Origin of the sequence: Vibrio hangzhouensis (assembly GCF_900107935.1) — a bacterium.
Classification (GTDB): domain Bacteria; phylum Pseudomonadota; class Gammaproteobacteria; order Enterobacterales; family Vibrionaceae; genus Vibrio; species Vibrio hangzhouensis.
Genome location: NZ_FNVG01000002.1, coordinates 195308 through 220405, shown reverse-complemented (window position 1 = coordinate 220405; position 25098 = coordinate 195308). Strand labels below are relative to the sequence as shown.

General features: G+C 46.9%; 24 protein-coding genes. 13 read left to right on the top strand and 11 right to left on the bottom strand.

Annotated elements, in window-relative coordinates:
• Window positions 1-99: 99 nt before the first annotated feature.
• From C4S60_RS02835 to C4S60_RS02825, 3 genes are all read right to left on the bottom strand, one after another.
• Window positions 100-1248, bottom strand: coding sequence for an iron-containing alcohol dehydrogenase (locus tag C4S60_RS02835; protein WP_103878809.1), 1149 nt, complete (start codon window positions 1246-1248; stop codon window positions 100-102).
• Between the two features lie 218 nt (window positions 1249-1466).
• Window positions 1467-1805, bottom strand: coding sequence for a hypothetical protein (locus C4S60_RS02830; protein ID WP_103878808.1), 339 nt, complete (start codon window positions 1803-1805; stop codon window positions 1467-1469).
• Between the two features lie 101 nt (window positions 1806-1906).
• Window positions 1907-2443, bottom strand: coding sequence for an NUDIX domain-containing protein (locus C4S60_RS02825; protein WP_103878807.1), 537 nt, complete (start codon window positions 2441-2443; stop codon window positions 1907-1909).
• A gap of 224 nt (window positions 2444-2667) precedes the next feature.
• Here C4S60_RS02825 and C4S60_RS02820 point away from each other — a divergent pair, with 224 nt between their 5' ends.
• On the top strand, window positions 2668-3522 hold the full coding sequence (locus C4S60_RS02820; RefSeq protein WP_103878980.1) for an SMP-30/gluconolactonase/LRE family protein: 855 nt from the start codon (window positions 2668-2670) through the stop codon (window positions 3520-3522).
• 51 nt (window positions 3523-3573) lie between these two features.
• On the opposite strand, the gene C4S60_RS02815 is transcribed toward C4S60_RS02820, so the two are convergent.
• From C4S60_RS02815 to C4S60_RS02795, 5 genes are all read right to left on the bottom strand, one after another.
• Window positions 3574-3819: a hypothetical protein gene (locus C4S60_RS02815; protein ID WP_103878806.1), complete on the bottom strand. Its 246-nt coding sequence runs from the start codon at window positions 3817-3819 to the stop codon at window positions 3574-3576.
• 297 nt (window positions 3820-4116) lie between these two features.
• Window positions 4117-4848, bottom strand: a complete 732-nt coding sequence (locus C4S60_RS02810; RefSeq protein ID WP_103878805.1) for a carbonic anhydrase — start codon at window positions 4846-4848, stop codon at window positions 4117-4119.
• 208 nt (window positions 4849-5056) lie between these two features.
• The gene (locus C4S60_RS02805; protein WP_103878804.1) at window positions 5057-5302 is read right to left on the bottom strand and encodes a hypothetical protein; all 246 of its coding nucleotides are present in this window, start codon (window positions 5300-5302) and stop codon (window positions 5057-5059) included.
• A 96-nt stretch (window positions 5303-5398) separates the two neighbouring features.
• Complete coding sequence (locus C4S60_RS02800) at window positions 5399-5896, bottom strand: GNAT family N-acetyltransferase (protein ID WP_103878803.1); 498 nt, start codon at window positions 5894-5896, stop codon at window positions 5399-5401.
• 100 nt (window positions 5897-5996) lie between these two features.
• Window positions 5997-6986 carry an endonuclease/exonuclease/phosphatase family protein gene (locus C4S60_RS02795; RefSeq protein ID WP_160111324.1) on the bottom strand — a complete coding sequence of 330 codons (990 nt, stop codon included), beginning with the start codon at window positions 6984-6986 and terminating at the stop codon, window positions 5997-5999.
• A 66-nt stretch (window positions 6987-7052) separates the two neighbouring features.
• Here C4S60_RS02795 and C4S60_RS02790 point away from each other — a divergent pair, with 66 nt between their 5' ends.
• Window positions 7053-8240 carry an MFS transporter gene (locus C4S60_RS02790; RefSeq protein WP_103878801.1) on the top strand — a complete coding sequence of 396 codons (1188 nt, stop codon included), beginning with the start codon at window positions 7053-7055 and terminating at the stop codon, window positions 8238-8240.
• Window positions 8241-8318: 78 nt separating this feature from the next.
• Here the strand turns inward: C4S60_RS02790 and C4S60_RS02785 are convergent, their stop codons facing one another.
• Window positions 8319-9794, bottom strand: a complete 1476-nt coding sequence (locus C4S60_RS02785) for a Na+/H+ antiporter NhaC family protein (protein ID WP_167390950.1) — start codon at window positions 9792-9794, stop codon at window positions 8319-8321.
• 16 nt (window positions 9795-9810) lie between these two features.
• Window positions 9811-11154 carry a glutamine synthetase family protein gene (locus C4S60_RS02780; RefSeq protein WP_103878800.1) on the bottom strand — a complete coding sequence of 448 codons (1344 nt, stop codon included), beginning with the start codon at window positions 11152-11154 and terminating at the stop codon, window positions 9811-9813.
• Between the two features lie 347 nt (window positions 11155-11501).
• Between C4S60_RS02780 and C4S60_RS02775 the strand changes: the two genes are divergently transcribed.
• From C4S60_RS02775 to C4S60_RS02730, 10 genes are all read left to right on the top strand, one after another.
• Window positions 11502-12248 (top strand): gamma-glutamyl-gamma-aminobutyrate hydrolase family protein, encoded by a 747-nt coding sequence (locus tag C4S60_RS02775; RefSeq protein WP_103878799.1) that lies wholly within the window; start codon window positions 11502-11504, stop codon window positions 12246-12248.
• Window positions 12249-12264: 16 nt separating this feature from the next.
• Window positions 12265-12822 carry an HTH-type transcriptional regulator PuuR gene (puuR, locus tag C4S60_RS02770; protein ID WP_103878798.1) on the top strand — a complete coding sequence of 186 codons (558 nt, stop codon included), beginning with the start codon at window positions 12265-12267 and terminating at the stop codon, window positions 12820-12822.
• A 25-nt stretch (window positions 12823-12847) separates the two neighbouring features.
• Window positions 12848-14332 carry an aldehyde dehydrogenase gene (locus tag C4S60_RS02765; protein WP_103878797.1) on the top strand — a complete coding sequence of 495 codons (1485 nt, stop codon included), beginning with the start codon at window positions 12848-12850 and terminating at the stop codon, window positions 14330-14332.
• Window positions 14333-14363: 31 nt separating this feature from the next.
• Entirely contained in the window at window positions 14364-15641 is a 1278-nt protein-coding gene (locus C4S60_RS02760; protein WP_103878796.1) for an NAD(P)/FAD-dependent oxidoreductase, read from the top strand.
• Window positions 15642-15719: 78 nt separating this feature from the next.
• Window positions 15720-16586 carry an N-carbamoylputrescine amidase gene (gene aguB, locus C4S60_RS02755; protein ID WP_103878795.1) on the top strand — a complete coding sequence of 289 codons (867 nt, stop codon included), beginning with the start codon at window positions 15720-15722 and terminating at the stop codon, window positions 16584-16586.
• A gap of 11 nt (window positions 16587-16597) precedes the next feature.
• Window positions 16598-17680, top strand: a complete 1083-nt coding sequence (gene aguA, locus C4S60_RS02750; RefSeq protein ID WP_103878794.1) for an agmatine deiminase — start codon at window positions 16598-16600, stop codon at window positions 17678-17680.
• A 69-nt stretch (window positions 17681-17749) separates the two neighbouring features.
• A complete protein-coding gene (locus tag C4S60_RS02745; protein WP_103878793.1) occupies window positions 17750-19177 on the top strand; it encodes an NAD-dependent succinate-semialdehyde dehydrogenase in 1428 nt (475 codons plus the stop codon).
• Window positions 19178-19209: 32 nt separating this feature from the next.
• On the top strand, window positions 19210-20484 hold the full coding sequence (gabT, locus tag C4S60_RS02740; protein WP_103878792.1) for a 4-aminobutyrate--2-oxoglutarate transaminase: 1275 nt from the start codon (window positions 19210-19212) through the stop codon (window positions 20482-20484).
• 327 nt (window positions 20485-20811) lie between these two features.
• On the top strand, window positions 20812-22002 hold the full coding sequence (gene manA, locus C4S60_RS02735) for a mannose-6-phosphate isomerase, class I (protein ID WP_103878791.1): 1191 nt from the start codon (window positions 20812-20814) through the stop codon (window positions 22000-22002).
• Window positions 22003-22175: 173 nt separating this feature from the next.
• A complete protein-coding gene (locus tag C4S60_RS02730) occupies window positions 22176-22715 on the top strand; it encodes a GNAT family N-acetyltransferase (RefSeq protein ID WP_103878790.1) in 540 nt (179 codons plus the stop codon).
• 118 nt (window positions 22716-22833) lie between these two features.
• Here the strand turns inward: C4S60_RS02730 and C4S60_RS02725 are convergent, their stop codons facing one another.
• Window positions 22834-23754, bottom strand: a complete 921-nt coding sequence (locus C4S60_RS02725; protein WP_103878789.1) for an aminoimidazole riboside kinase — start codon at window positions 23752-23754, stop codon at window positions 22834-22836.
• A 160-nt stretch (window positions 23755-23914) separates the two neighbouring features.
• Here C4S60_RS02725 and C4S60_RS02720 point away from each other — a divergent pair, with 160 nt between their 5' ends.
• A complete protein-coding gene (locus C4S60_RS02720) occupies window positions 23915-24922 on the top strand; it encodes a LacI family DNA-binding transcriptional regulator (protein ID WP_103878788.1) in 1008 nt (335 codons plus the stop codon).
• Window positions 24923-25098 lie beyond the last annotated feature (176 nt).

Here is a 25098-nt window from a genome sequence, read left to right as displayed (position 1 = left end):
CTGGTGGCACTGTTTTTCTTCATGGCGATTGTTTTGGGTATTTTACAATGTAAATGTCAGGTACAGACAGAGTGTCTGTACCTGGTTTAGGGAGGGCAATTACATCGCAGCAGTGAAGATCATGGCGATCTCCTGTTTAGTTGCTTGACGAGGATTGGTCAAACAACACACATCCTCAAGCGTGTTTACCGACAGTTTGTCAATGTCGTTTGCGCAGACGCCTAGTTCACTGAGTGTGGCCGGAATCCCAACCTTTGCAGACAACTCTTCCATCGCTTCAATGGCAAGTAACGAAGCGGCCTCTGGCGACAGTCCGGAAATGTCTCTACCCATCGCTGTGGCAATATCAGCGAACTTTTCCGGATTGGTACTGGCATTAAAACGCTGTACATGAGGTAGCAGCACAGCATTACACACTCCGTGCGGGAGGTGATACGTCGCACCTAACTGATGGGCCATAGCATGGACATAACCGAGTAATGCGTTGTTAAACGCCATACCAGCCATGAATTGGGCGTAAGCCATCTGCTCGCGCGCTTCCAGGTTGTTACCATCGTTGACGCAGATGGGAAGATACTGGGAAATCAGGCTGATGGCTTTTAAGGCTACAGTGTCTGTGATTGGATTCGCGGCAACAGATACATAGGCTTCTATGGCGTGAGTGAGTGCATCCATGCCCGTTGCAGCCGTAAGAGAAGAAGGCATTGCAAGCATCAGATTTGGGTCATTAACAGAGATCAGCGGCGTGACTTTCTGGTCAACAATAGCCATTTTTATATGTCGTTCTTCGTCGGTAATTACACTGAACATGGTCATTTCAGAGGCGGTTCCGGCAGTGGTATTAATGGCGATCAGAGGGAAGGGGGCTTCAGTGGCTTTATTGATCCCTTCGTAGTCAGAAATGTGTCCGCCGTTAGTCGCCACAAGCGCAATGCCTTTTGCGCAATCATGAGGAGAGCCTCCTCCAATAGAAATAATCAGATCGCAATCATGATTGACCAAAGATTCAAGGCCTTGCGTTACGTTATCAATCGTAGGGTTAGGCTGAGTGCCGTCGTAAATTTCGAACGAGATCTGGCGATCTTCGAGTTGTTTTGTAACCTCGGCAACCAGACCGATTTGGTTCAATACAGCGTCAGTGACGATCAAAGCTTTGGTAAACCCTTGTTGTTGGATGATATCCAAGGCTTTTTCGAGACAATCTTTGCCCAACAGGTTAGTGGATGGGAGAATAATAGTACTGCTCATTTGAATGCTCCTTGCTATTCGACATGATGAATATAATCCCGAAAAGCTATCATGATGAAGGAGGGCATTTTATGATGTATATCAATAGGTTATGGCGTGCGAAAAACTGCCCAATAATCAGACTAATCTATATAAAACAAAGGGTTAGATGCGACACTACTAAAGTGGTATCAAGTAACCAGGTATGAGTAAGTTTGATCCATTTGTTTTTCGAATGGTTAAATGTGACCTAATCCACCTAATGTGATTTTAGAGAGGGCATAGTTAGCGCTGAGTGATTTAGCAATCAGGCGTTTGGTATCATCAAGTTCGAATCCCTGCTCAAGATATTGGCCAGCTTCAATCGTAAGGCTTTTCAACAGGGATATGGAGTAAGCAATATCATCTAGCGATCCTTTCAAATCTGATATTACCTGTAAGCTAAACAGCTGCTCGGTAAGCTTGCGTAGGGCGGTTTCGAAATCGTAAGCGTCTTCTCGCAGAGACATAGCGTTTTTATAAGCCTCAAGTTGTCTGAGTGCTTCAATCAAACATTCCTGGAGAGTTAACCGATCCATACGATGCCCCTTCTACTTCGTCAATACATCAAGCTTGGTATATGGTTACCGAATGTCGAACTTTAAAACTCACTTTGTGACTGGATTCTAAATTTTGGCTGTCAGACCAACCCTTTGAGTTTGGCCAGTCCCCATGCGCCTGTTGTGACGATATCCTGTATTCGGCCATCCGTTATCATGGTTTCAAATTGGGAAATGGAAAACCGTTGGGTGATGAGATCTTCTTCTTCATTATCCAGCTGTTGCTGTTGTTTGCTGAGGTTGGTAGCCAGATAGATGTGGCAGGTTTGATTGAGAAAACCATAGGCAATTAATTGCTTTCCAACGTAAGTCATGGTTTTGGCCGTTAACCCCGTTTCCTCAAGGAGCTCTCCTCGCGCCAGTTCGATGTGGTCCGCGTCAGGATTGGACTCCCAGGCGCCTTGTGGCAATTCCCAAAAACGCTCACCAACCGAATAACGATATTGCTGAACCAAATGGATATGGTCCTTTTCGACGGCTATGATCACTGCACAATCAGGTTTATCGACCACGCCATAGATACCTTGTGCACCACTTTCCCGTTCTATTTTGTCTTCACGGACGGTCATCCAGTTGTTCTGATAAACGACTTTTGAATCAAGGGTTTTGATGCTCATCTCTGTCACATACCAAGCTATTAATAGAAAGACTAGGGTAGCGTATCGCATCGAGAAACGATAGTGCGAGCGTTTAGTCTGTGAGTAACGAAATGACGGGCGAATGCCAGGGGGAGTTTTTATGGGTCAATTTGTTAATCAGCGCTAGAACCTTGGCGCTGATTTTGTTACAACAAGGCCAGAAAAAAACACCAATGTTAATTGATACAGAAAAGGACATGAACGTGGCACAACCTATTCAGTTTGAAAAGTTCGTCGACCTTGATTTTGATTTGGCTGAATGCCCTCGCTGGGACTGGCGTAACGAATCTTGGATGTGGGTAAATATCTGCGATGGTGAGCTATGGCGTCAAAAAGCGGGAGTGAATGAAAAACTCGAGTTTGGTGAACCTATCGGTTGCTTCGCGATGCATGGTGAGCAAGGCTTCATTATCGCGCTGAAATCGGGCATGTACTATCTGGAAAACTGGGGGGCGGAGAAAACTTCTCTCGCGCCACTGGTTTCTGAGTTCCCTCGTATGCGTTATAACGATGGCCGAGTTGCCCCTGGAGGCCGCTTCGTTGCGGGTACTCGTAATGGCGCAAAGGTTGGCGATCAAGGTCAATTCCACCAGTTACATCTCAATGGCGACATTGAAGCGTTACCTATGTTCGCCTGGACTTGTAATGGTCTGGCGTTTTCGCCAGATGGTCTTTGGTTGTACTGGGCAGACACCGGTTCAAGCAAAGTGTACAAGCACAGCTACAACCCTGAAACCGGTGAGTATGGAGAGCAGCAGCTACATTGTGACTTAACGGATTACAACGGCAGACCGGATGGTGCCAGCGTGGATGCGGAGGGTAACTACTGGGTAGCCATGTATGCCGGTCAGTCGGTTGTGAAAATCTCGCCGCAAGGTCAGGTTAAGCAAGTCGTTGAGGTACCTTCCGAAAATCCAACAATGGTGGGTTTTGGTGGTGATGATTTCAGTGACCTGATGGTAACGTCTGCTGAAGGTAGCAATGAGAAAGGAAAGTTGCTGATTGCTAAGAATGTGACGCAAGGGCTGAAAGAAGTACTGGCGGCGGTAGTCATCTGACCTTTTTTGGAGCCGACATTAGGAAGAAGCGGTGCTGATATAGCACCGCTATTATGATGTAACAGAGAGTTGATGGTGAGTCGCACGATTCATATCGCTAAGGTCATCCTCTGTGATGTATTTTTTTGCCACAACGTTACCTGACACCACTAAATGTGAAATGTAATCGCGACACGTGGCTGTCGGCATATTACTCCACATGAAATCCGCTTTTGTTGCGTCAGAAAAACCGATATTGAGCACAATAAACTGCTGCTCGTTCCTTGTATCATATACGTTGATTTCACACTGTTGCATACCGCATCCCCCATTTCTGCCTACCGTTATTCAAGGCTAGACTCGTTACCAAAGGTAAGGAATGCTGTTGAATACCGTGAAGTTCAAAATCTCATCATTGCAACATTTTCTTATTTTTGTTTAACAGTTAAGTTACACGCTCTGCGTACGGTAAACTTTGAAGCACTTCAAATAGTCTATTTTCGGTGGTCTCCGATTTGAGTTTCTGGAACGTTGATCAAAAAAACAGAAGGCTAATGTAATGATTTTGTTACTAAACATAAGAGCGCTTGCACGCTCTTAATTAAGGTCAGTTTGTTACTTCAGGAGCAATCGAGCATTTAGATCCTGAGTAGGTCGAGCATTGTGCCCCATCGTTTTTGATAAGTTCTCAAGCTGCCCTTGAATGATGAATTGTGGATCGGTCAGTACTATCCAGCGAACGCCCTCGCTGCAAGGTGGCGTGGTGAGCGAACCATTGTAGCGATAGTAGGTTTTGACTCTTGGAAGTAAGTTTGCCAATGCCAAATCTGATTTAATGTCGATGGTTTGATCTGCTGCGGGTAGGGTGTGTAGGATTTCAGCAAGCACTGAATCTTCTCTTTCTCCACTCTTGAACATGACTGCAACAACCGCAAGCTCGCCGTTGACGTTCGCATGAACAAAATGTGCTTCCAAAGGTGCGTGTTTACCGTTGAAGGTGTTTTCTGAGGGAGTGTGGAAGTGGAACTGCTTGAGTTCAAACACCTGACCATCCAACGTCAACGTGTTATCGCCAGTGATGTTGACTTGCACCGTGTGACCATTGTTGACTACGTTGGCAACTTTTCCTTGGTAATGAAACTCGAGCGGTTGCAACTGCGCATCGACGAGCTGGGCCGACCGGATATCCACTGGACTTTGGTTTTTACCTTCGCTACAGGTGGTGCTCACATGGCCCCAATGTTCGGGCCCATTTTCTGAAGAATAGCCCCAACTGCCCGCTTGAGCGCTACCAATGAAAGGGAGTGTTATGGCTAATGTAAAAGCAAGTGTTGATCGTTTATTCATGATTATCCTAGTCTCTGACTTTGCGTCATTGTTGTTATTCGTGAGCTAGGATAGTCGATTAGCAAATACGGCCAATTGCTGCATAATTAGTTTGCGATTTTGCTCTTAGATTAAAGTAAACGTTGTGTACCTAACTGTTTAAAAAGCAGATAGAACCTGAAAAAAAACCTGGCAAATGTGCCAGGCTTCTCTTCAACTTGATGGTGAGCTAATTGCGCTTTGGACCATTGCGAACCATGTCCTTGCCATTTTCGTAGACATGCTTTGAAACCCAGCGACCTAGCAGTAACTGGTGTTGCTCACCAAGTACGGCAACAAAAGGTCGGCCGTCACGGTTTGAGGTTGCCAGAGCAATGCCGGCGACGCCTTGCAGACCTAAAGCGCCACTCTCAACCTGAATCAGGAAGTCTTCGAGTTGTTCGAGTGTTTCTATTACTTGGTCATCAATATTCATTGTGTTCTATCTCTACTGGACAACTGTGGTGGCGTACTCTACCTAAGTTAAGCCAAGAAACCAACAACCAGCATTAAAGCGAATAAGAAACTTTGGTTATAATTGGTCTTTGATTCGTGCCATATAGTAGGTTGATACAAATTCACCATCCCTGAATACCGAACAAAGTGCTTCGCCTTCAATCTCGAAGCCATATTTTGAATACAGTGCAATGGCAGCTCTGTTATCTGCGTTAACCTCAATTTGAACTCTTTGGATATTTAGCCAGTTGTCGGCTAAGTCAAGAACAGTCTCGATGAGTCTACTGCCAATGCCCAGACCGTGATATTCGTCGTGGACACCAATACCAAAGGTGGCACAGTGGGCGGTTCTTGGGCGTTGTGAATGCTCAAAACCAATATTACCGACAATCTTCCCGTCTAGTTCCGCTACGAAACTGTAGACACCGGCAGGGACACTACTCAGGCGCTCTTGCCACATAGCAACAGATGGTAAAGGCAGCTGCAGGGTTTCACGCTGGGCTTTAGGTTGGGAGTAGAGCTGACACAGACCCTCAGCATCTCCCAGTTCTGTGGGTCGAATAATCACATTCATGTCAGCCTCCTTATTTGGCCTGCTTATGTCCAGGTTACTTTGTTATATAACTAATTGAATTTTCTATCTATAGCAAGTGCTTTGTGACGGGGAGCGAATATTACGGCCTGATTTGAAAGCGAATCGAGACCAGCGCATGATCGGTGCTGATATCGTCGATACCGAAAATGGGATCAATAATGTGTTTGTTTACAAGCTCATAATCAATGAGTTCAAACAGGGAAAGATCGTACTCCGGGTTAAATTCATTCGAGGTTAGAATGTAGTCAAGCCGACTACCAGACTCGCCATAGTAGTGCGTTATTGGCTCTCGTAGTGCCTCACTGGCACGAGTTGGTATACCTCTGGGTATCAACCGCCAACTGTCGTGAAAATGGTAATGTCTGAGCTCTGACAGAGACTCTTTACGTCGATGACGGTATTGAGAGTGAAATGGGGCAAATTCATCAGCAGACAGATGATTATTAAAATCACCTAGCAACAGAAAGGGTCTTTTCGTGCGCTGTTTGACCCTTACGATGTTCTGATGCAACCCCAGTGCTTCGAGATGACGCAATCGGGTCGACAGTTCACTGCCCTCAAGCTCTTGCAACCAGAGTTCGACATGGCTTTCGTCTTCAAGAGGTGATTCTGTCTGTACCGGGCGCTTTGACTTTAAGTGGACATTATAGATGTCGAGTTCGCCCATACCCTCGATGGTAGCCGTAATGTGTAGCGGTGGACGGCTGAACTCCCCTTCCTGAGAGGCGTGCAATGCCAAATTGGGGCGCTTTTTTAGTGGATACCGAGATGCAATGGCTAAAGCCGGATGTGAAAATATGTATTCAGACTCTAGCTCTGGTTGTTGATTAAACTCAAAATATGGGTACCCCAATGCTTTGGTAAGGGATTGCAGCGCGGCAACGGAAAACACTTCCTGAAACGCAATGATGTCGGAATCCAGTTTTTTCAAGGTCTCTTGCAACCAATTCGTCTTCTGCTGCCACTGCTTTGCGCTGTAAATATTGTCCATTTCGTAGAAGGCAAAGGGTGGCTCGACAAAATTGCACAAGTTGCAGGTCGTGACTTTTAGTGTATTAATTTGTGTCACCGTATTAGACTCCGTTATGGCGTTAGAAACGAGCATATAAAAATCAAGCTCTTAAAGGAACCAATAATGGCTTTACAACAGCACGCTTATGGATGGCGTACCCCTCAGAACTTTCTCATTATTATATCGATTATAGTGCCCATCGCTTTTTCAAGTTGGATGGCGCTCCTGAATAACTTTGTCATTGAACGTGCCAACTTTGATGGCTCTGACATCGGATTACTGCAAAGTGTGCGAGAAATTCCCGGGTTTCTAGCCTTCACAACCGTGTTTGTATTGTTGTTCATTCGTGAACAGAAATTCATGTTGCTCTCTCTGTTACTGCTCACTATAGGTACGGCGATCACCGGCCTGTTTCCGTCGGTTGCTGGTTTGCTGATCACTACGCTGATCATGTCCACCGGTTTCCACTATTTCGAAACCCTGAAGCAATCACTTTCGTTGCAATGGCTGAGCAAGGATGAGGCTCCGGAAGTGCTGGGTAAACTGATATCCGTCGGTGCGTTGGCTTCCCTGCTGACCTACGCTGGTTTGTGGGGCATGGTGGAGCTGCTCAAACTGGATTATGTGTGGGTGTATGGCATCACAGGCGGTATTGGATGTGTGCTGGTGTTGTTTATCGCGTTTGCATTCCCTCAATTTAAAACTGACACACCGCAGACCAAAAAACTGGTGCTGAGAAAGCGTTACTGGCTCTATTACGCCCTGACGTTTATGAGCGGGGCCCGACGACAGATCTTTACTGTGTTTGCAGGTTTTCTCATGGTAGAAAAATTTGGTTATAGCGTGTCGGACATTACGTTGCTGTTTCTGATTAACTATCTGTTTAATTTCCTGTTTGCCAAGAAAATAGGCCGATTTATCGGTATTGTTGGGGAGCGCAAAGCGCTGATCTTTGAGTATGTAGGGCTGATTTTTGTCTTCGTTGGATACGGTTTAGTGCAAACGGCAGAATGGGCAGCCGCGCTGTATGTTATTGATCATCTGTTTTTTGCTCTGGCACTTGCCATCAAAACTTACTTTCAGAAGATCGCCGATCCGGCAGATATGGCGTCTACAGCGGGCGTTTCCTTTACAATCAATCACATTGCGGCGGTTGTGATACCTGTGACGTTTGGTTTTATTTGGCTGATATCACCTTCAAGTGTGTTTTATATTGGTGCAGGGATGGCGGTGATTTCGCTGCTGTTGTCTCTCAACATTCCCAAAAAGCCAGAAGAGGGCAATGAGGTAAGAGTGTTGAATTGGAGTTAGAACCACTCAGAAAAGAAAGACAAAAAAAAAGGGATGCCTGCTGAGTGGCATCCCTTTTGGATTCTCAACGTTGTTGTTTTAAGCAACCACGATGAAGAATAGCGTTGTAGCAACAATACCGATCAGTGCGTAAGGGAACTGAGTCTTAGCGTGTTGCATTGCGGTACAGCCAGAACCTTGAGCAGACAGTACGGTCGAGTCGCTGAAGAAGCATGAGTGGCTACCGGCAGCAGAGGCAGAAAGCATCGCCGCGATTGTCAGGTGCAAAGGAACACCAAGTTGGTCAGCCAAAGGCAAAATGATTGGCATCGCTACCGCAAATGTACCCCATGAAGATGATGATGCGAAGACAAGACCACCAGTAATAATAAAGATGAGAGCAGGGAAATACTGAGCAGAGAGGTAAGGAGCCACAGACTCTATGACAAACTCTGTTAATCCAAGAGAGTCGTTCACGTTCTTCAGCATAAAGCCGCCCACAACGGTCGCCAGCGGAACCAGCATAACTTTTACGCCATCCCATACTGAGTCAAACAGTTCGTTCATTGAGACAAGACGCTGCGCACCATAGAGGCAAAGTGTGAAGATGATTGCTACGACAACACCAGCAAGCAGGTCAATACCATAGAACCAGCTCGCCGCCACCAGTACAACCATTGGTAATAGGAAGTTAATTAACCCCATGGTTGCGGATGTTTGCTGTGGCTTTTCACCCGAGAAATCGATGTCCTGTCCGCCATCTGGTTGAACCTGACCGCCTTGTGCTCGCTCTTCCGCTTGTTTCATCGCACCCAGATTCGGGATTTTATCCAGCGCGACAAGAACCACGATAGCAAGCGTCACCCAGCCGTATGCCATATACGGAATGGCAGAAATGTATGCTTCGATACCAGAGCCTTCTTCCGCGGCGCCATTTGCTTCCAGTAGGGAGCTGAAGAAGATAGCCCAAGTAGAGATAGGCACTAGAATACAGATTGGAGCAGCGGTCGAGTCAACCAGATAAGCCAGTTTCTCACGAGAAATCTGATACCCATCAGTGACCTTTTTCATTGATGATGAAATAGCAATGGCATTGAGGTAATCATCAATAAAGATGATTAGGCCCAGTACGAAGGTCATCAGCATAGATTGCTTGCGAGATTTTACTTTACTGACCAACATGTTACTAAAACTAAGGATACTGCCGCCTTTCTCAAGTATGGCGATCAGTCCACCCATCAGTGCACAAACCAGAATGATCCATGCGATGGTGCCATCCATCATGACATCCATAGAGATGCCAATGAACTTTTCGACTATCTGAGTGGGGTCGAGCAGCAACACGCCAGCAATAGTACCTGCAACGAGAGCTTCTACAGTACGATGAGTCGTCAATGCAAAAAACAGAACCAGCGAAGTAGGTAGTAAGCTTATCCATCCATAGGCTTCGCCTTCGACGTGGTTGAGTCCCAGTGATAAGAATCCTAAAAAGATTGCAGCTACCAGCGAGACGACAAAGAGGTGTTTCGCGCCCGACCGCTGGGGTTTGGCGAGCGCTTGAGTTTCCGTTGTCATGACATTAATTCCTTTTCTAAGCTGAGTGCAGCATCCAATCAATTTCGAGAGGGGTAATAATTCGCTCAAAATCGGTCAGTTCACTGCGTTTACAAGTGACGTACATATCAATGAACTCTTGTGAGAAATACTTTCCTAATTCACTGTTTTCGAGTTGAGTCAGGGCTTCAGACATACGGGTCGGTAGGTCAACAGCATTTTCATTCAGAGCAGTTGGACATTGTTCAGGGCTATAGTCTTCACTCGCTAGTACTGCTGAAAGTACTACTGCAGCGAGAATGTATGGGTTCACATCAGCACCAGCGATGCGATGTTCGATACGACGGTTTTTTCCATCGCTTATTGGAATACGTAGAGCGACACCGCGGTGGTTCTCACCCCAGTCGGCTTTGGTCGGTACATAAGCACCAGGAACAAAGCGGCGATAAGAGTTCACATTAGGACACAGCAGAGCCATGGCGTCGGAAATCTGTGTCAGCATGGCGGTTAATGTTTGGTAAAACAGTGGGCTTGCAGTGCCGTCAGCTTGAGAGAATAGATTGTTGCCATTTTCGTCAACGACACTGATATGCATATGTTGTCCGTTACCCGCCTCTTCAAGGAAGGGTTTGGCCATAAAGGTTGCATCAAAACCATGCTGGTGCGCGACCTGCTTGATGAGTCGCTTGGCCAAAACCAGTTCATCACACACTCGAAGTACATCGTTTGAGTGATTGAAGTTAATTTCGAATTGACCAGGCGCAGATTCGGACAGTGCACCAGCGGTGTTAAGTCCCTGATCTGCGGCTGCATTATTGAGATCTGCCAGAAAGTCTGCATAGTCATCCAAGCCGTCTACATCATAAACTTCGGTATCGGTTTCCCGGCGATTTTTCGTCGGATTGACCGCCGTCTGGATTTCACCTTTTTCGCCACGTACTTTGTCGATAAGGTAAAACTCGAGCTCTTGAGCGACAACAGGGTACTGACCACGTTTGTGGAGGGTCGACACCATATCTTCCAATATGTTGCGAATAAACAAGCGGTGAGGGGTCTTGCCATCGTCTTCCATCATTGAAAGCAGAATCTGGCCTGTCCCTTCTTTTGCTGTAGGCAGTAAAGTACCGCTAACAGGGAAGCACAAATTGTCAGGTTCGCCCATGTCTTCCCCCAATCCTGCGGATTCGACGACGGCGCCCTTGGTATCGAGTGTGATAGTGGATAATGGCAGTGCGACGCCTTTAGCCAGTTTTTCAAGCGATCCGACGGGAATGCGTTTGCCACGAGGGGTGGCGTTCAAATCGGTAAAAATCAGGTCAACGTATTTCACACCTGGCCAATTCTGTCGAAAATTTTTAACTTCCTGTAAAAAGGTATCCATCTTTACTACTCCTAGTGGCCCCACTTACACAACGCGAAAGGCATTAGTGTTTAACAAATTGAACACATAATCCATTCTTTTTGTAGGGCTTTTGGCTTATTTGTTAGTTTATCTAATTGTTTTTATTGTGTTTTGTCTATCTTGGTCGATATTTCAACTCTGTTAAACGTTAACTAATTTGTAACAGTTGAACGGCCTTTGCTCAATATATCGAGCGCAATTAGCGCTTTTTTTGACCAAAATAGAGAGGAAGATCACGTTTTGGAATCTATTTTTGACACTTGTGTTGATAATTTTGCACGTCAAACGTAAGGTTTTTGTTAAATAAATTGAACGTGAGTGTGACAATGTCTGAGATAAGAAAACCCATCATAGGCCTCGTAAGTTGTAAGAAAGAGCTCGCTGGCTATCAAATCCAGGCACTAAATGAGTTCTACCTCCAGGCGGTAAAAGATTTTGGTGGTACACCCATTATTCTGCCTTCAGCGATAGAAGCGGATGAGCTGGACCGCGTTTTAGCGGTATGTGATGGGTTGTTATTTCCGGGTAGTCATTCGAATGTAGCACCTCACCGTTATAACGGCTCCCATGAAGAGAAGAAGAAAGATGAAGGCCGAGACGAGCTGGCGATTCAACTTATTCGCCGTGCTATCGACATGAATATTCCTTGTTTGGGTATTTGTCGTGGCTTTCAGGAAATGAATGTCGCTTTGGGTGGAAGCCTGAATCCGGCGGTTCACGAATCTGGTTTTAATGATCACCGAGAGTCTGAATCCAAGGATTTTGCCGAGAAATACGCTCCGGCTCACCCAGTGTTCGTTGAAAAAGGTGGTGCATTTGAGCAGTGGTTGGTCAGTGCCCAATGGACTGACACGGAAAAATTTCAGGTAAATACGCTGCATAACCAGGGTGTTGAAACTCTGGGTCCTATGCTGAGAGTTGAGGCAAAAGCGCCAGATGGCCTTATAGAAGCGTTTAGCCTGCCTGGCCAGAAATATTTCGTTGGCGTGCAGTGGCACCCAGAATGGGCAGCAAAACAGAATCATTTCTCACAAATTTTGTTTAAAGAATTTATTATGTCAGCTTCACAATAATTGAGAGGCTGAATATATGGACAACCACCAGATTGGAAAAAATATCGCTCAACTAAGAAAAGAGCGGGGACTTTCACAACGGGAACTAGCGGAGCGAGCCGGCATTACACATAGCGCGATCTCCTCTATAGAAAACGCAAAGGTGAGTCCATCGGTAAGTTCTTTGCAAAAAATAGTGAACGTTTTTTCACTATCGCTTTCAGAATTTTTCACTCTGGAGCAGCAGGAAAACAAGGAAATCAAGGTCATTGTTAAACCAGATGACTTGATCGAAATTGGCAGCGAAAGCGTGTCAATGAAGTTAGTCAGTAATGGAAGCAACAAACAAGTTATTGGCTTTTTGATTGAAGAATATGCTCCCAAGAGTTCAACGGGCGCATCCAACATTAAGCATGAAGGAGAGGAAGTCGGCACCATACTAAGTGGTGAATTAGAACTCGAATACAACGGTGAGACCTACCAGATAAAGGAAGGTGAGTCCTATGTGATCGATACGACTATCCCTCATAAATTTACCAATCACTCCGATAAGGTTTGCAGAATGATCAGCGTTCATACGCCGAAGGCATTCTAAACCTTGAGGTAAACAAGGAGAGCGTATGAAAACGCAACAACAATGGATTGAACTAAGAGACGCAATAACGATAGAACAGAGAGTGTTTCTTAATGGTGAGTATACTGCGGCCGTTGACGGCTCGACTCTTGAGGTCGTCAACCCGGCCACTGATGAAGTAATTGCTAATATTGCTCGCTGTCAATCTGATGACGTTGATCTTGCAGTTAAATACGCGAAGAACGCTTTCAAGAAAGGCGACTGGAGCAGAAGTGCGCCCGCACAACGCAAAGAAGTGCTACTAAAATTTGCCGATCTTATTGATAAACATGTAGATGAATTGGCTCTACTGGAAACTTTGGACACGGGCAAGCCGATTTCTCACAGTGTATCAACGGATATTCCTGGTGCAGCGAAGTCAATTCGTTGGTATGCCGAAGCAATCGACAAGGTATATGGAGAAGTTGCACCGACAGAAAAAGATGTCCATGCCTTTGTGTCTCACCAAGCGATTGGCGTCGTCGCTGCGGTGGTGCCGTGGAATTTTCCGCTGTGGATTGGTTGCTGGAAGCTAGGCCCTGCTCTCGCAGCGGGAAACAGCGTCATTCTTAAACCTTCAGAGAAGTCCTCTTTGACGGCACTGTTTCTCGGCAAACTGGCCAATGAAGCAGGTCTGCCATCGGGTGTATTCCAGGTGATTACAGGGTTCGGTCATGAAGCGGGCGAGGCCCTTGCCCGCCACGAAGATGTGGACTGCATTGCTTTCACGGGTTCAACACGCGTTGCTGGCCATCTGATGATCGCATCAGGTGAGACTAATCTAAAACGTGTTTGGGCAGAAGCAGGCGGCAAAAACGCAAATATCGTATTTGAGGATTACGCAGATTTAGACCGTGCAGCGGCCGAAACGGCAGCAGGCTGTTTCTACAATCAGGGTGAAGTCTGTGTCGCAGCAACGCGTCTGCTGGTGCATGAGAGCATTAAAGACGAGTTCATCGATAAAGTGATCAGCGCGGCGCAACGTTTTATACCAAAAGACCCAATGGATCCAACTTCGTCAATGGGTGCCCTTATTGACCGTGAGCATAAAGAAAAAGTGCTCAGCTACGTAAAACTGGGCGAAGACGCCGGAGCGGTCGTGCGCTGTGGTGGCGATGTGAAGGGTCAGGGCGCGTTTGTCGAACCTGTCATTCTGGACAATGTGGACAACCGCATGCGCGTTGCTCAGGAAGAAATTTTCGGTCCTGTTTTGTGTGTTATTCCATTCAAAACAGAACAAGAGGCTATCTCTATAGCCAATGACTCTAAGTATGGCCTGGGGGCTGCACTCTGGAGTGATAACATCAATCGAGTACACCGGGTCGCTAAGCAGTTAGAAGCTGGTTCAGTGTGGGTGAACAACTACAACGAGGGCGATATGACCGTCCCATTTGGTGGATTTAAAATGAGTGGCAATGGACGTGATAAGTCGATACACGCCATCGAAAAATTCACTGAAACCAAGACGACATGGATTCGTCTCCAACCTTAAGCCCGAAGCTGTAAAAAGAAGGAATAGAACAATGAATAAACATACTGATTCATACTACGCTCATTCAATCCCGAATGTAAGTGAGTACCCACAACTGCAAGATAATATTGAGTGTGACGTTTGTGTGGTTGGCGCGGGTTTCTCGGGTCTTTCTTCTGCACTTCACCTGGCTGAAAAGGGTTTTAAGGTGGTGGTGTTAGAGAACGCTAAGGTTGGCTTTGGTGCAACAGGTCGTAACGGTGGCCAGATTGTCAACAGCTACAGCAGAGATGTAGACGTCATCGAAAGTCGCTACGGTGATAAGCAGGCTAAGGCACTGTGTGACATGATCTTTGAAGGTGGCGACATCATTCGTGGTCTGATTGAAAAGCACAACATCGACTGTGATTTTAAACAAGGTGGTATGTTCACCGCGTTAAACATCAAACAGCTTAAAGGTCTGGAAGAGCACAAAAAGCACTGGGAACGTTATGGCAACGATCAGTTGACCATGATGGATGCAAACGAAGTGGAAGCGGCAGTAGGTACCAGTGCCTATAAAGGTGCGCTATTGGACATGCGCGGTGGCCACATTCACCCGTTGAAGTTGGCGTTAGGCGAAGCAGCGGCAGTGACGGCACTGGGAGGCCAGATTTTTGAGCAGTCTGGCGTAACACGTATTGAGAAAGGCGCGAACCCTGTCGCTCACACTGAAAAAGGCAGCGTAAAAGCCAAGTACCTTGTTCTGGCGGGCAATGCTTATCTGGGCGGTCTGGCACCGAATATCAGTAATAAGGCCATTCCTTGTGGTACGCAGGTCGTGGCCACTGAGCCTCTCTCAGAAACACTGCTGAAAGATATCCTACCATCAGATTACTGTGTTGAAGATTGCAACTATCTTTTGGACTACTTCCGTCTGAGTGCAGACAAGCGTCTGCTATTCGGTGGTGGTGTAGTTTATGGCGCTCGTGACCCAGAAAATATCGAGGCTTTGATTCGTCCAAAAATGGAGAAAATTTTCCCCCAACTTAAGGGTATTGGCATCGACTATAAATGGACAGGTAATTTCTTGCTGACTTATTCACGTATGCCGCAATTTGGTTCGTTTGCTGACAATATTTACTACCTTCAAGGTTACAGCGGTCACGGTGTGACTTGTACTCACCTGGCAGGGAAACTGTTGGCAGAAGCACTGACAGGTCATGCGGAACGCTTCGATGCCTTCGCTGATCTTACCCATGTTACGTTCCCGGGTGGTCGTCACTTCGCGATTCCATTTACAGCAATGGGTGCCGCTTACTATAACTTACGTGACAAACTGGCCATCTAAACCACAGCTAATAAGAAGTGCCTGCTACGACGGGCACTCATCAGCCTTAAATGACAAAAAGAGATAAAGGAAGATCCTATGAGTAAAGTAGTTAAATTTGCTGCGCTTCAGCTAACCAAGACCTGGGACCTGGATGCGAATCTGGAGAAAATCAAAGGTGCTATTCGTGAAGCTGCGGCAAACGGTGCAAATGTTGTTGTACCTCAAGAGCTCATGGCTGCGCCGTACTTCTGTAAGAAACAAGAATCTAAGTATTTTGAACTGGCGGAAGAAACGGACAACTGCCGCTTGATTAAAGAACTGAGCGCACTGGCAAAAGAACTGAATATCGTCATTCCGGTGAGCTATTTTGAGAAAGCAGGCAACACATTTTTTAACTCGCTCGTGATGATCGACGCCGATGGTACGGTACTGGAAAACTACCGTAAATCACACATTCCAGATGGTCCGGGTTACAGCGAAAAGTACTACTTCAGCCCTGGTGATACGGGTTTCAAAGTCTGGAAAACAAAGTTCGGTACGTTTGGCGCTGGTATCTGCTGGGACCAATGGTTCCCTGAACTGGCACGCAGTTTGGTTTTGAACGGTGCTGAAGCGATCTTCTATCCAACGGCTATTGGCTCTGAGCCACAAGACTTATCGTTAGACTCAAGAGACCACTGGCAACGTACGATGCAAGGTCACTCGGCTGCTAACTTAGTTCCGGTTATCGCGTCAAACCGAGTGGGTATTGAAGTTGATGACGGCATTGAAACGACGTTCTACGGCTCATCGTTCATTACTGACCACACCGGTGGCAAACTGGCCGAAGCACCACGTGAAGGTGAGAGCATCATCTACGCTGAAATTGATCTTCAGGCGACAGCCAAGGCCCGTCATGCATGGGGTTTGTTCCGAGATCGTCGTCCTGATCTGTATCAAGATATTCTCAGCCTGGCAAAGTAATGAGGTGAACTATGAAACTCACCACAACTCCTAGGCAAGATGGATTCTACTTTCCGGCTGAGTTCGAACCAGTACGTGAAGTGTGGCTTGCGTGGCCAGAACGCGGTGATAACTGGCGTGACGGGGCAAAACCGGCGCAGCAGACGTTTGCTAACGTCGCCAACGCGATTGCAGAAGTGGTTTGTGTTTCAGTGGCCGTCAGTTCTCAACAGTACGAGAAGGCGCGTTCTTTGCTGCACTCTTCGGTCAAGCTGGTAGAGATGGCATTTAATGACTCTTGGATGCGTGATATCGGGCCAACGGTTATTGTTAATGAAGCCGGGGAACGCCGAGGTGTGAGTTGGAAGTTCAATGCCTGGGGTGGTGATTTCAATGGTTTGTATGACGACTGGAGCGATGATGACAAAGTCGCGGCCTCTGTTTGTGACGTACTGGGCATTGATCATTATAGAGCGCCCTTTGTTCTTGAAGGTGGTGCGATTCACACAGACGGTGAAGGGACGCTCTATACCACAGAAGAGTGTCTGCTGAGCCCTGGCCGCAACCCGCAACTCAGCAAGTCGCAAATTGAGCAGTTACTGGGTGAATATCTGGGGGTCAGCAAAGTGGTCTGGCTACCAAAAGGCTTGTTTAACGATGAAACCGATGGCCACGTTGACAACCTGTTACACGTAGTTGCACCAGGAAAAGTCATACTGAGCTGGACTGATGATCCCTTTGATCCTCAGTTCAAGCTTTCTCGAGAAGCGCTGGCTGCATTGAATGCACAAACCGATGCAAAGGGGCGCGCGATTGAAGTGGTTAAGATCCCGGTTCCGGGGCCGTTGTACTACTCTGAAAATGAGGCAAACGGCATCGAAATGAGTGACGGTATGAATCGTCAAGAGGGGGAGCGATTGAGTGCATCATACGCCAATTTTCTGATGGTGAATGGGCATATCTTCCTGCCCCTGCTCGATGAACAGTACGACAAAATTGCTATCGAAATTCTGACAAACGCATTACCAGAATATGAAATCGTAGGAATATCTACTCGGGAAGTGCTCTTAGGCGGTGGCAATATTCACTGCATTACTCAGCAGATACCCGCCTAGTGCCATCTGCTTACTTTATTCACGGGAATGCTCCCCAAATTGGAGCGTTAAAAAACAAAAGGAATCACCATGCAGCAAATTAAAAACAAGAGCTTACTGTCCTTTATGGTGACGGCTGCGGATAATGCAGTTGCAGTAACTAACCCGGCGACGGGAGATATTGTTGGCCATGCGCCTATTTCATCCGAGCCTGAATTAATGGACGCGATCGAACGTGCGCACGTCGCACAAAAAGAGTGGGCTAAGCTGCCGGCGAAATCGCGCGCGACCATACTAAACCGCTGGTATCAGTTGATCTTGGAGAACAAAGATGATCTCGCAAGAATCATGACAGTGGAACAAGGCAAGCCATTGGCCGAAGCCGCAGGCGAAGTGCTTTACGGTGCCAGTTTTATCGAGTGGTTTGCGGAAGAAGCGAAGCGCACCTACGGTGACTCTATTCCGGGCCCAACCGCAGACAAGCGAATCGTGACCATTAAGCAACCTATTGGCGTCGCTTGTGCGATCACTCCGTGGAATTTCCCTATCGCCATGATCACGCGTAAAGCGGGACCAGCGTTAGCAGCAGGCTGTAGCTTTGTCGTTAAGCCGTCTGATTCAACCCCACTGTCGGCTTTCGCTATTGTTGAGTTGGCCTATCAGGCTGGCGTACCAAAAGATGCACTTCAAGTGGTTCTGGGCGAGAGCTCTCGTAAAATTGGTGCGATCTTCACTTCCCATCCATTGATTAGAAAGCTGTCGTTTACCGGTTCCACCCAAGTGGGCAGTGTGCTGATGGCGCAATCGGCAAAAGATATCAAACGTACCTCTATGGAGCTGGGTGGTAACGCACCGTTCATCGTTTTTGATGATGCGGACATTGACGCGGCCGTTCAGGGGGCAATGGCCTCTAAATTCCGCAATGCAGGACAAACTTGTGTGTGTGCCAACCGTTTCTATGTGCACAGCAATGTTTACGATGAATTTGTCGCTAAGTTTGATGCCGCTGTTCAGCAACTGAAGATCGGCAATGGGCTGGAAGACGGTGTCAATATTGGTCCAGTGATCAATGAAAGCGCCAAGCAGGGCATTCAGGCTTTGATCGACCGTGCTATTGAACAGGGTGCGGTTCCGGCGACACCGCTGAAACAATTGGATGGGCTGTTTATGCAGCCGGTAGTTCTCAAAGATGTCAAACACAATATGGACATCGTTCAGGAAGAGATCTTTGGTCCGGTTGCTCCTGTCATCCGTTTTGAAACGGATGAAGAGCTTATCGAGATGGCGAACGACACTATCTACGGTCTGGCTTCATACTTCTACAGCCAGAACATCCACCGTGTCTGGAAAGTTGCTGAGGCGCTTGAATACGGCATGGTAGGCATCAACGAAGGCATTATTTCTACCGAAGTTGCTCCGTTTGGCGGAGTGAAGCAATCGGGTATCGGACGTGAAGGTGCGAAGCAAGGTATCGACGAATATATGGACGTGAAATACCTGTGCTTTGGCGGCAACTAAACGTTTAGCGATAACATTTAAAGGATTAGGCAATGAAAAACCAACAATTACACGAAAGAAGAAGCAAAGTTATCGCTCAGGGCATGGGCGCACTTTACCCACTGTATGTTGAAAAGGCAGACAACGCCCATGTGTGGGATGTTGATGGCAACAAATACATTGATTTTGCGGCAGGCATCGCAGTGACTAATACGGGTCACTCACACTCTCGTATCACCGAGGCGGTAAAAGCACAAATCGACAACTTCTCGCATACCTGTGCAATGGTGACCCCTTATGAGTCTTTTGTTGAGCTTGCTGAAAAGCTGACAGAACTGGCACCGGGCAACACCGAGAAAAAAGCGATCTTCCTGACAACAGGTGCGGAAGCGGTTGAAAATGCAGTAAAAGTTGCGCGTGCACATACTGGCCGTAGTGGTGTTATTGCATTTAAAGGTGGCTTCCACGGTCGTACTAACATGACGATGGGTCTGACAGGTAAGATTGCACCTTATAAAGCGGGCTTCGGTCCCTTCCCGAACGAAATTTTCCACGCGCCTTACCCAAATGCGCTGCACGGTATCAGCGTTCAGGACAGTCTGCAGGCACTTGACGATCTTTTTGCCTGCGATATTGAAGCAAGCCGTGTCGCGGCGATCATCTTTGAACCGGTCCAGGGTGAGGGCGGTTTCTACATGGCTCCTGTCGAGTTTGCTAAGGCAGTTCGCGAGTTGTGTGACAAGCATGGAATATTGTTGATTGCTGACGAGATTCAGACCGGTTTTGCCCGTACCGGTAAGATGTTTGCGACAGAGTATCTGGAGATAGAACCAGATTTGATGACGATGGCCAAAGGTATTGCCGGTGGGTTCCCAATTTCTGCTGTGGTAGGTAAAGCGGATGTGATGGACTCGGCATTACCAGGCGGACTGGGTGGTACGTACGCGGGCTCTCCACTGGGCTGTATCGCAGGTCTGGAAGTACTGAAAATTATTGAAGAAGAGCAACTATGCCAAAAAGCACAGGCCATTGGTGAAGTCGTGAATGCTCGAATTTCAGAGCTTCAGAAAACTGTGCCGGCTATTGCTGAAATTCGTACCCACGGCGCGATGATGGCTATCGAATTTGCCGATCCAGATTCAGGTCAACCACTGCAGGACGTGACTAAAGCGGTCATTGGCAAAGCACAGGAAAATGGTTTGATTCTGCTGTCTTGTGGTGTGAAAGCGAACGTTATTCGTCTGCTTCCTCCACTTACTATCGAGTCTGAAGTTCTGGCTGAAGGTTTGGATAAACTTGAAGCCATTATTAAGGATGTAGCGAAGTAATCCCCCTTACTTCAATAGATGCTCCACCAGACCAAGCCCCCTCGATTCGAGCCCGAGGGGGCTTTCTTGTTCTATGCAAACTATCGCTAAAGTTGGAATCCCGTTTGCGAACTGATATATTTCCTGTCATTCATCTGTCAAAACTATAAAGTTTTTAGAAATAAATGTAGATTTGTGTATACAAATTGAGAGTGATCAACTTAGCGGATGGTGAGCTTCGCTACATTATCAACGGATAAAGTCTGGATAAGTATTCGTTTGAGAAAAGTCTCCGGACGATAAGCGAATACTTATCAAGATTATTAAAACTATCGCTTGGACTGAAAAATGACACAGCAATACTTCTTACCTATGGAAAACGTTATCCAAGATTACGCCTGGGGCAGTGTAACGTCGATTCACTCTCTGTTTGGTCTCGAGAACCCAGAAAACAAACCTCAGGCAGAGATCTGGATGGGGGCGCATTCGGGCGGTTGCTCTAAAGTCACAGCCGCAGGAGAGTCGGTTCGTTTGGATGAGTTTGTTAATGCCAACAAGAGTGCGGTATTAGGTCAAGCCATAGATGACAAATTTGGTGAGCTTCCATACCTTTTCAAAGTGTTGGCGGCGGCCAGTGCGCTTTCTATCCAGGTGCACCCAAGTAAAATTCAGGCAGAACAGGGCTTTGCAAAAGAAGAGTCAGCAGGTATCGCCCGTACAGCAGGCAACCGAAACTACAAAGATCCTAACCATAAACCGGAACTGGTCTACGCGCTCACGCGTTATCAAGCCATGAACGGATTCCGTCCTTATGAAGAAATTTTGGCGAACTTTGAACAGCTGAATATTGCTGAACTTGCTGGTCTTATTGATGCGTACAAGGCGTCGTTGAACGCTGAAGGTCTTGAGGCTCTGTTTGTCTCGATGCTGAAGCTTGATGGTGAAGTAAAAGATGCCGCACTAGATAAACTGCTGTCGTTTGCTGAAGCTCAGCAAGACGATGAAACGTTCGAGTTGATTCAATGGCTTAAAGATCTGTATCCCGGAGATATAGGTCTGTTCTCGCCGCTGTTTTTGCATGTATTGACACTGGAGCCAGGGGAGGCCATGTTCCTTCACGCCTGTACACCGCATGCATACTGTCGGGGAACGGGACTTGAGATCATGGCAAGCTCAGACAATGTACTTCGCGCTGGTCTCACTCCAAAGCACATTGATGTTGAAGAGCTTGCTGCTTGTACCATATTTGAACCGAAAGTGCGCGCAGAGCTACTGACAGTGCCAGAGTTGGATAACGGAGCTGAACACTACCCAATTCCCGTTGAAGACTTCAAGTTCAGCGTTTATACAGGCCAACAAGACCGTTGTGTGCATGTGAGCACACCAGAAATTTTGTTTGCATTGGATGAGCCTGTGGAGCTGACGCACTCGAGCGGCGAGACCATGACGGTTCAGCGTGGTCACTCGGTGTTCATACCAGCTTCAGCAGATAACTATACCGTAACCTGTACTGGTAAATTTGCCCGCGCTTTCTGCTAGAGAAAAGTTCTGCTGGTGGTTTAGTTATCATACGTTTGAAGGGAGATCGTGAAAGATCTCCCTTTTTTTGATCTGGCTGCCTATTAGATGTACAGCACGGTTTGCAATTTAGTTGCAGATAATTAGTATGTAATTAAAGGATTTGTAAAATGTGAAGCAGTAGGTACTATTAAATGGAATTTAGAGTAGCAGAATATTCTGACTATCAGAATGTGGCAGAGCTGCATGCGGAAAGCTGGCAGAAAGCGTATCAAGGCATAATGCGTCAGTCATATCTGGATGAAGGCGTATTGGAAGACAAAAGTCTGATCTGGCAAACAAGATTGTTAAACCCACCATTCAGTCAACACGTTGTGATTGCAGAAGAAAAAGGGGAACTGCTTGGATTTATTTGCCTTTTCGGGAATCACAATGCCGATTATGGCACCATCATTGATAACCTACATGTGAAGTCAGCAGCTCAAGGGCGAGGCATAGCCAAGCAATTGATTGCCCAAGCAGGTCAGTGGGCTGAAAAATATTACCCTGATAACGGCGTATTTCTGGAAGTGCTGGCTGAGAACAACAGTGCTATCAAATTCTACGAATCCATCGGTGGTCACAAAGCACTGAAGCAACGCGGTGAGTCGCCATGTGGTAAATATGTTGATGAATTTGTATATACCTGGGCGTCACCAGCGAAGCTGCTGGAACGCTGTAGCGAGCTAGTATAAAAAAGCTCGCAGTTTCGTGCGAGCTTATCATAGCGAGTGAGCGACAACGGGGTTTGTTGTGGCAAGTCACACCTGGAAGTTCGACATCTTTGACGAACGAGGTACTTTGTCAGTCACTCTAGCTTATATATGCCAACAATGCCTGTTCATTTGGCAGGGCGGTCATTGCGCCTTTTTGAGTGGTCGCCAAAGCGCCGCAGCCATTTGCCCAACGTACCGCGTCGTGGATAGTTTCATCATTGTCCCAATCGGCGCTCTTCGAAAGTCGAGTCAATAAGCCTCCTACAAAGGCATCACCTGCACCAGTGGTGTCGACGGGTTTCACCGGCGTTCCGGCAATTAACTGCTGCTGTTCACCACGAATGGCCAATGCACCCTTCGCCCCCTGAGTGATCAGCACTAGTGTGTTTGAAAACTCAGAGAGTGCACTAATTCCTGCTTCCAGAGTGTCAGTTTCTGTCAGGAACATGAGTTCGTCATCCGAGAACTTCACCACATCCGCGAGCGCAATTGCTTGACGACATACGGGCTTGATTAAGCGTTGCTCCCCCCAAACCTCGTCGCGCAGGTTAGGGTCAAAACTTACATACCCACCTGCTGCCTTAATACGCTTCATGGCCTCGAGCGTGGCTCCACGACTCGGTTCATTTGCCAGCGCGATTGAGCAGACGTGTAACCATTCACCTTTAGCAAAGCTTGGAATGTCAGAGGTTTGCATAAATTGATCTGCGCTGGGTTTGACCATAAATGTAAAGCTGCGTTCACCACTGTCATCAAGATCTACGATCACGGTTGATGTGCGTTGTGCTTCGTCTAATAACATAAAGTCAGTATTTACTTTCTCTTCTGTTAGCGTCTGCTTCATGAAACGACCCAGAGGATCTTGTCCTACTCGCCCAAAGAAACCTGTTTCACCACCAAGACGAGCAATGGCCACGGCGACGTTCGCTGGCGCACCGCCCGGACACTTTAAGTAAGTCGCTTCGGTATCCGGGATCAAATCGACAACGGCATCACCCGTAACCCATACTTTGCTCATAACGAAAATCCTATATTAATTAGCTTATAGTTAGTTTACTAAATCGATTTAGCAAAGAAAATGTGTTTTAATAGCCCAACAATGGATTGAAATGAATCTGTGATCTCAAACACGATCTTAGAGTGGTCACAAGATCGTTCAGTAATGAAAGTGGATAGGAATGAGTAAAAAGTTAAAACTGGCTGACATCGCACAGTTGGCGGGCGTATCAAAATCGACGGTCAGTTTTGTCCTGAACGGGCATGCTGAGAAGCACCGGATCACTAAGGAGACGGTAGAGCGGGTAATGCAGGTCATCAAAGCCAATAATTATTCACCCAGTGTTTATGCCCGAGCCCTGAAATCCAAGAAAACTTCCACCTATGGTTTGGTGATCCCAGATTTACTTAACATGGGATTTGCAGCGATCGCAAAAGAACTAGAGCGTTTATGTCTGCTTTCGGGATACCAGCTATTGATTGCGTCAACGGAGGACGATCCAATGACAGAGCAACAAGCGATCAGCAATCTGATTGATCGTCAGGTTGATGGCATCATGGTGGCTTCGTGCCACAATGATGACGGATACTATCAGTCTGTAGCTAAGGACTTACCCATTGTCTTTTTTGACCGCAGGTTTGAATCGTCACATTACCACTTTATAACGACCAATGCCTACGATGCGACCAAGGCATTACTGTCAAAGACGACCCAAGATCATGATGAGTGTGCTTACATAGGTGGCCAGTTTGAGTTATCACCCAGTCGCGATCGATATCAGGGCTATGTGGATGCTTTGAAAGAGAATGGTATCGAACTCAACACGGATATTATCTTTAGTCACGACTATCAACCACAAAGTGGTTATGACATGATGTCCCAGTGCGTGCAAACGCTGGGTCGATTACCTCGATGTCTGTTCACGGCATCATATTCACTTCTGGAAGGGGTGCTCAGATACCTCAATGACCACAACCTTCTTGGCGCAGGCGACACCTTATCCATGAAGATAGCAACCTTCGATAACTACTCTATTCTGGATTGCCTACCGCTGCGAATTGATTCTATCGAGCAAGATTGTCCAGCATTAGCCGCGGCCGCACTCGAATGCCTGAGGCGCTGTACGTCTAATGCAGATTGTCCGAGTCAGATGGTCATTCCGGCGCAAATTCATTGGCGTAACGATTAGCGCCATGTGACGGCGTCACTTTTTGGTGTCCTCTATATATAGATAGAGGGAACTCGTAAAATGGATTAGCTGCAGTGAATAAACAGGCACCTTTCACAAGTGGATTGCTGTCTTATTTATTGTCCGATGCAAAAGACCAGCTCATAGCTGGTCTTTGTTGTTTTGCCTAAATGGCG

Bases quoted from the DNA above. Each gene is read 5' to 3' on its own strand.
- C4S60_RS02835 (WP_103878809.1), bottom strand. From the start codon at position 1,248: ATGAGCAGTACTATTATTCTCCCATCCACTAACCTGTTGGGCAAAGAT.
- C4S60_RS02830 (WP_103878808.1), bottom strand. From the start codon at position 1,805: ATGGATCGGTTAACTCTCCAGGAATGTTTGATTGAAGCACTCAGACAA.
- C4S60_RS02825 (WP_103878807.1), bottom strand. From the start codon at position 2,443: ATGAGCATCAAAACCCTTGATTCAAAAGTCGTTTATCAGAACAACTGG.
- C4S60_RS02815 (WP_103878806.1), bottom strand. From the start codon at position 3,819: ATGCAACAGTGTGAAATCAACGTATATGATACAAGGAACGAGCAGCAG.
- C4S60_RS02810 (WP_103878805.1), bottom strand. From the start codon at position 4,848: ATGAATAAACGATCAACACTTGCTTTTACATTAGCCATAACACTCCCT.
- C4S60_RS02805 (WP_103878804.1), bottom strand. From the start codon at position 5,302: ATGAATATTGATGACCAAGTAATAGAAACACTCGAACAACTCGAAGAC.
- C4S60_RS02800 (WP_103878803.1), bottom strand. From the start codon at position 5,896: ATGAATGTGATTATTCGACCCACAGAACTGGGAGATGCTGAGGGTCTG.
- C4S60_RS02790 (WP_103878801.1), top strand. From the start codon at position 7,053: ATGGCTTTACAACAGCACGCTTATGGATGGCGTACCCCTCAGAACTTT.
- C4S60_RS02785 (WP_167390950.1), bottom strand. From the start codon at position 9,794: ATGACAACGGAAACTCAAGCGCTCGCCAAACCCCAGCGGTCGGGCGCG.
- C4S60_RS02780 (WP_103878800.1), bottom strand. From the start codon at position 11,154: ATGGATACCTTTTTACAGGAAGTTAAAAATTTTCGACAGAATTGGCCA.
- C4S60_RS02775 (WP_103878799.1), top strand. From the start codon at position 11,502: ATGTCTGAGATAAGAAAACCCATCATAGGCCTCGTAAGTTGTAAGAAA.
- puuR (WP_103878798.1), top strand. From the start codon at position 12,265: ATGGACAACCACCAGATTGGAAAAAATATCGCTCAACTAAGAAAAGAG.
- C4S60_RS02765 (WP_103878797.1), top strand. From the start codon at position 12,848: ATGAAAACGCAACAACAATGGATTGAACTAAGAGACGCAATAACGATA.
- C4S60_RS02760 (WP_103878796.1), top strand. From the start codon at position 14,364: ATGAATAAACATACTGATTCATACTACGCTCATTCAATCCCGAATGTA.
- aguB (WP_103878795.1), top strand. From the start codon at position 15,720: ATGAGTAAAGTAGTTAAATTTGCTGCGCTTCAGCTAACCAAGACCTGG.
- aguA (WP_103878794.1), top strand. From the start codon at position 16,598: ATGAAACTCACCACAACTCCTAGGCAAGATGGATTCTACTTTCCGGCT.
- C4S60_RS02745 (WP_103878793.1), top strand. From the start codon at position 17,750: ATGCAGCAAATTAAAAACAAGAGCTTACTGTCCTTTATGGTGACGGCT.
- gabT (WP_103878792.1), top strand. From the start codon at position 19,210: ATGAAAAACCAACAATTACACGAAAGAAGAAGCAAAGTTATCGCTCAG.
- manA (WP_103878791.1), top strand. From the start codon at position 20,812: ATGACACAGCAATACTTCTTACCTATGGAAAACGTTATCCAAGATTAC.
- C4S60_RS02730 (WP_103878790.1), top strand. From the start codon at position 22,176: ATGGAATTTAGAGTAGCAGAATATTCTGACTATCAGAATGTGGCAGAG.
- C4S60_RS02725 (WP_103878789.1), bottom strand. From the start codon at position 23,754: ATGAGCAAAGTATGGGTTACGGGTGATGCCGTTGTCGATTTGATCCCG.
- C4S60_RS02720 (WP_103878788.1), top strand. From the start codon at position 23,915: ATGAGTAAAAAGTTAAAACTGGCTGACATCGCACAGTTGGCGGGCGTA.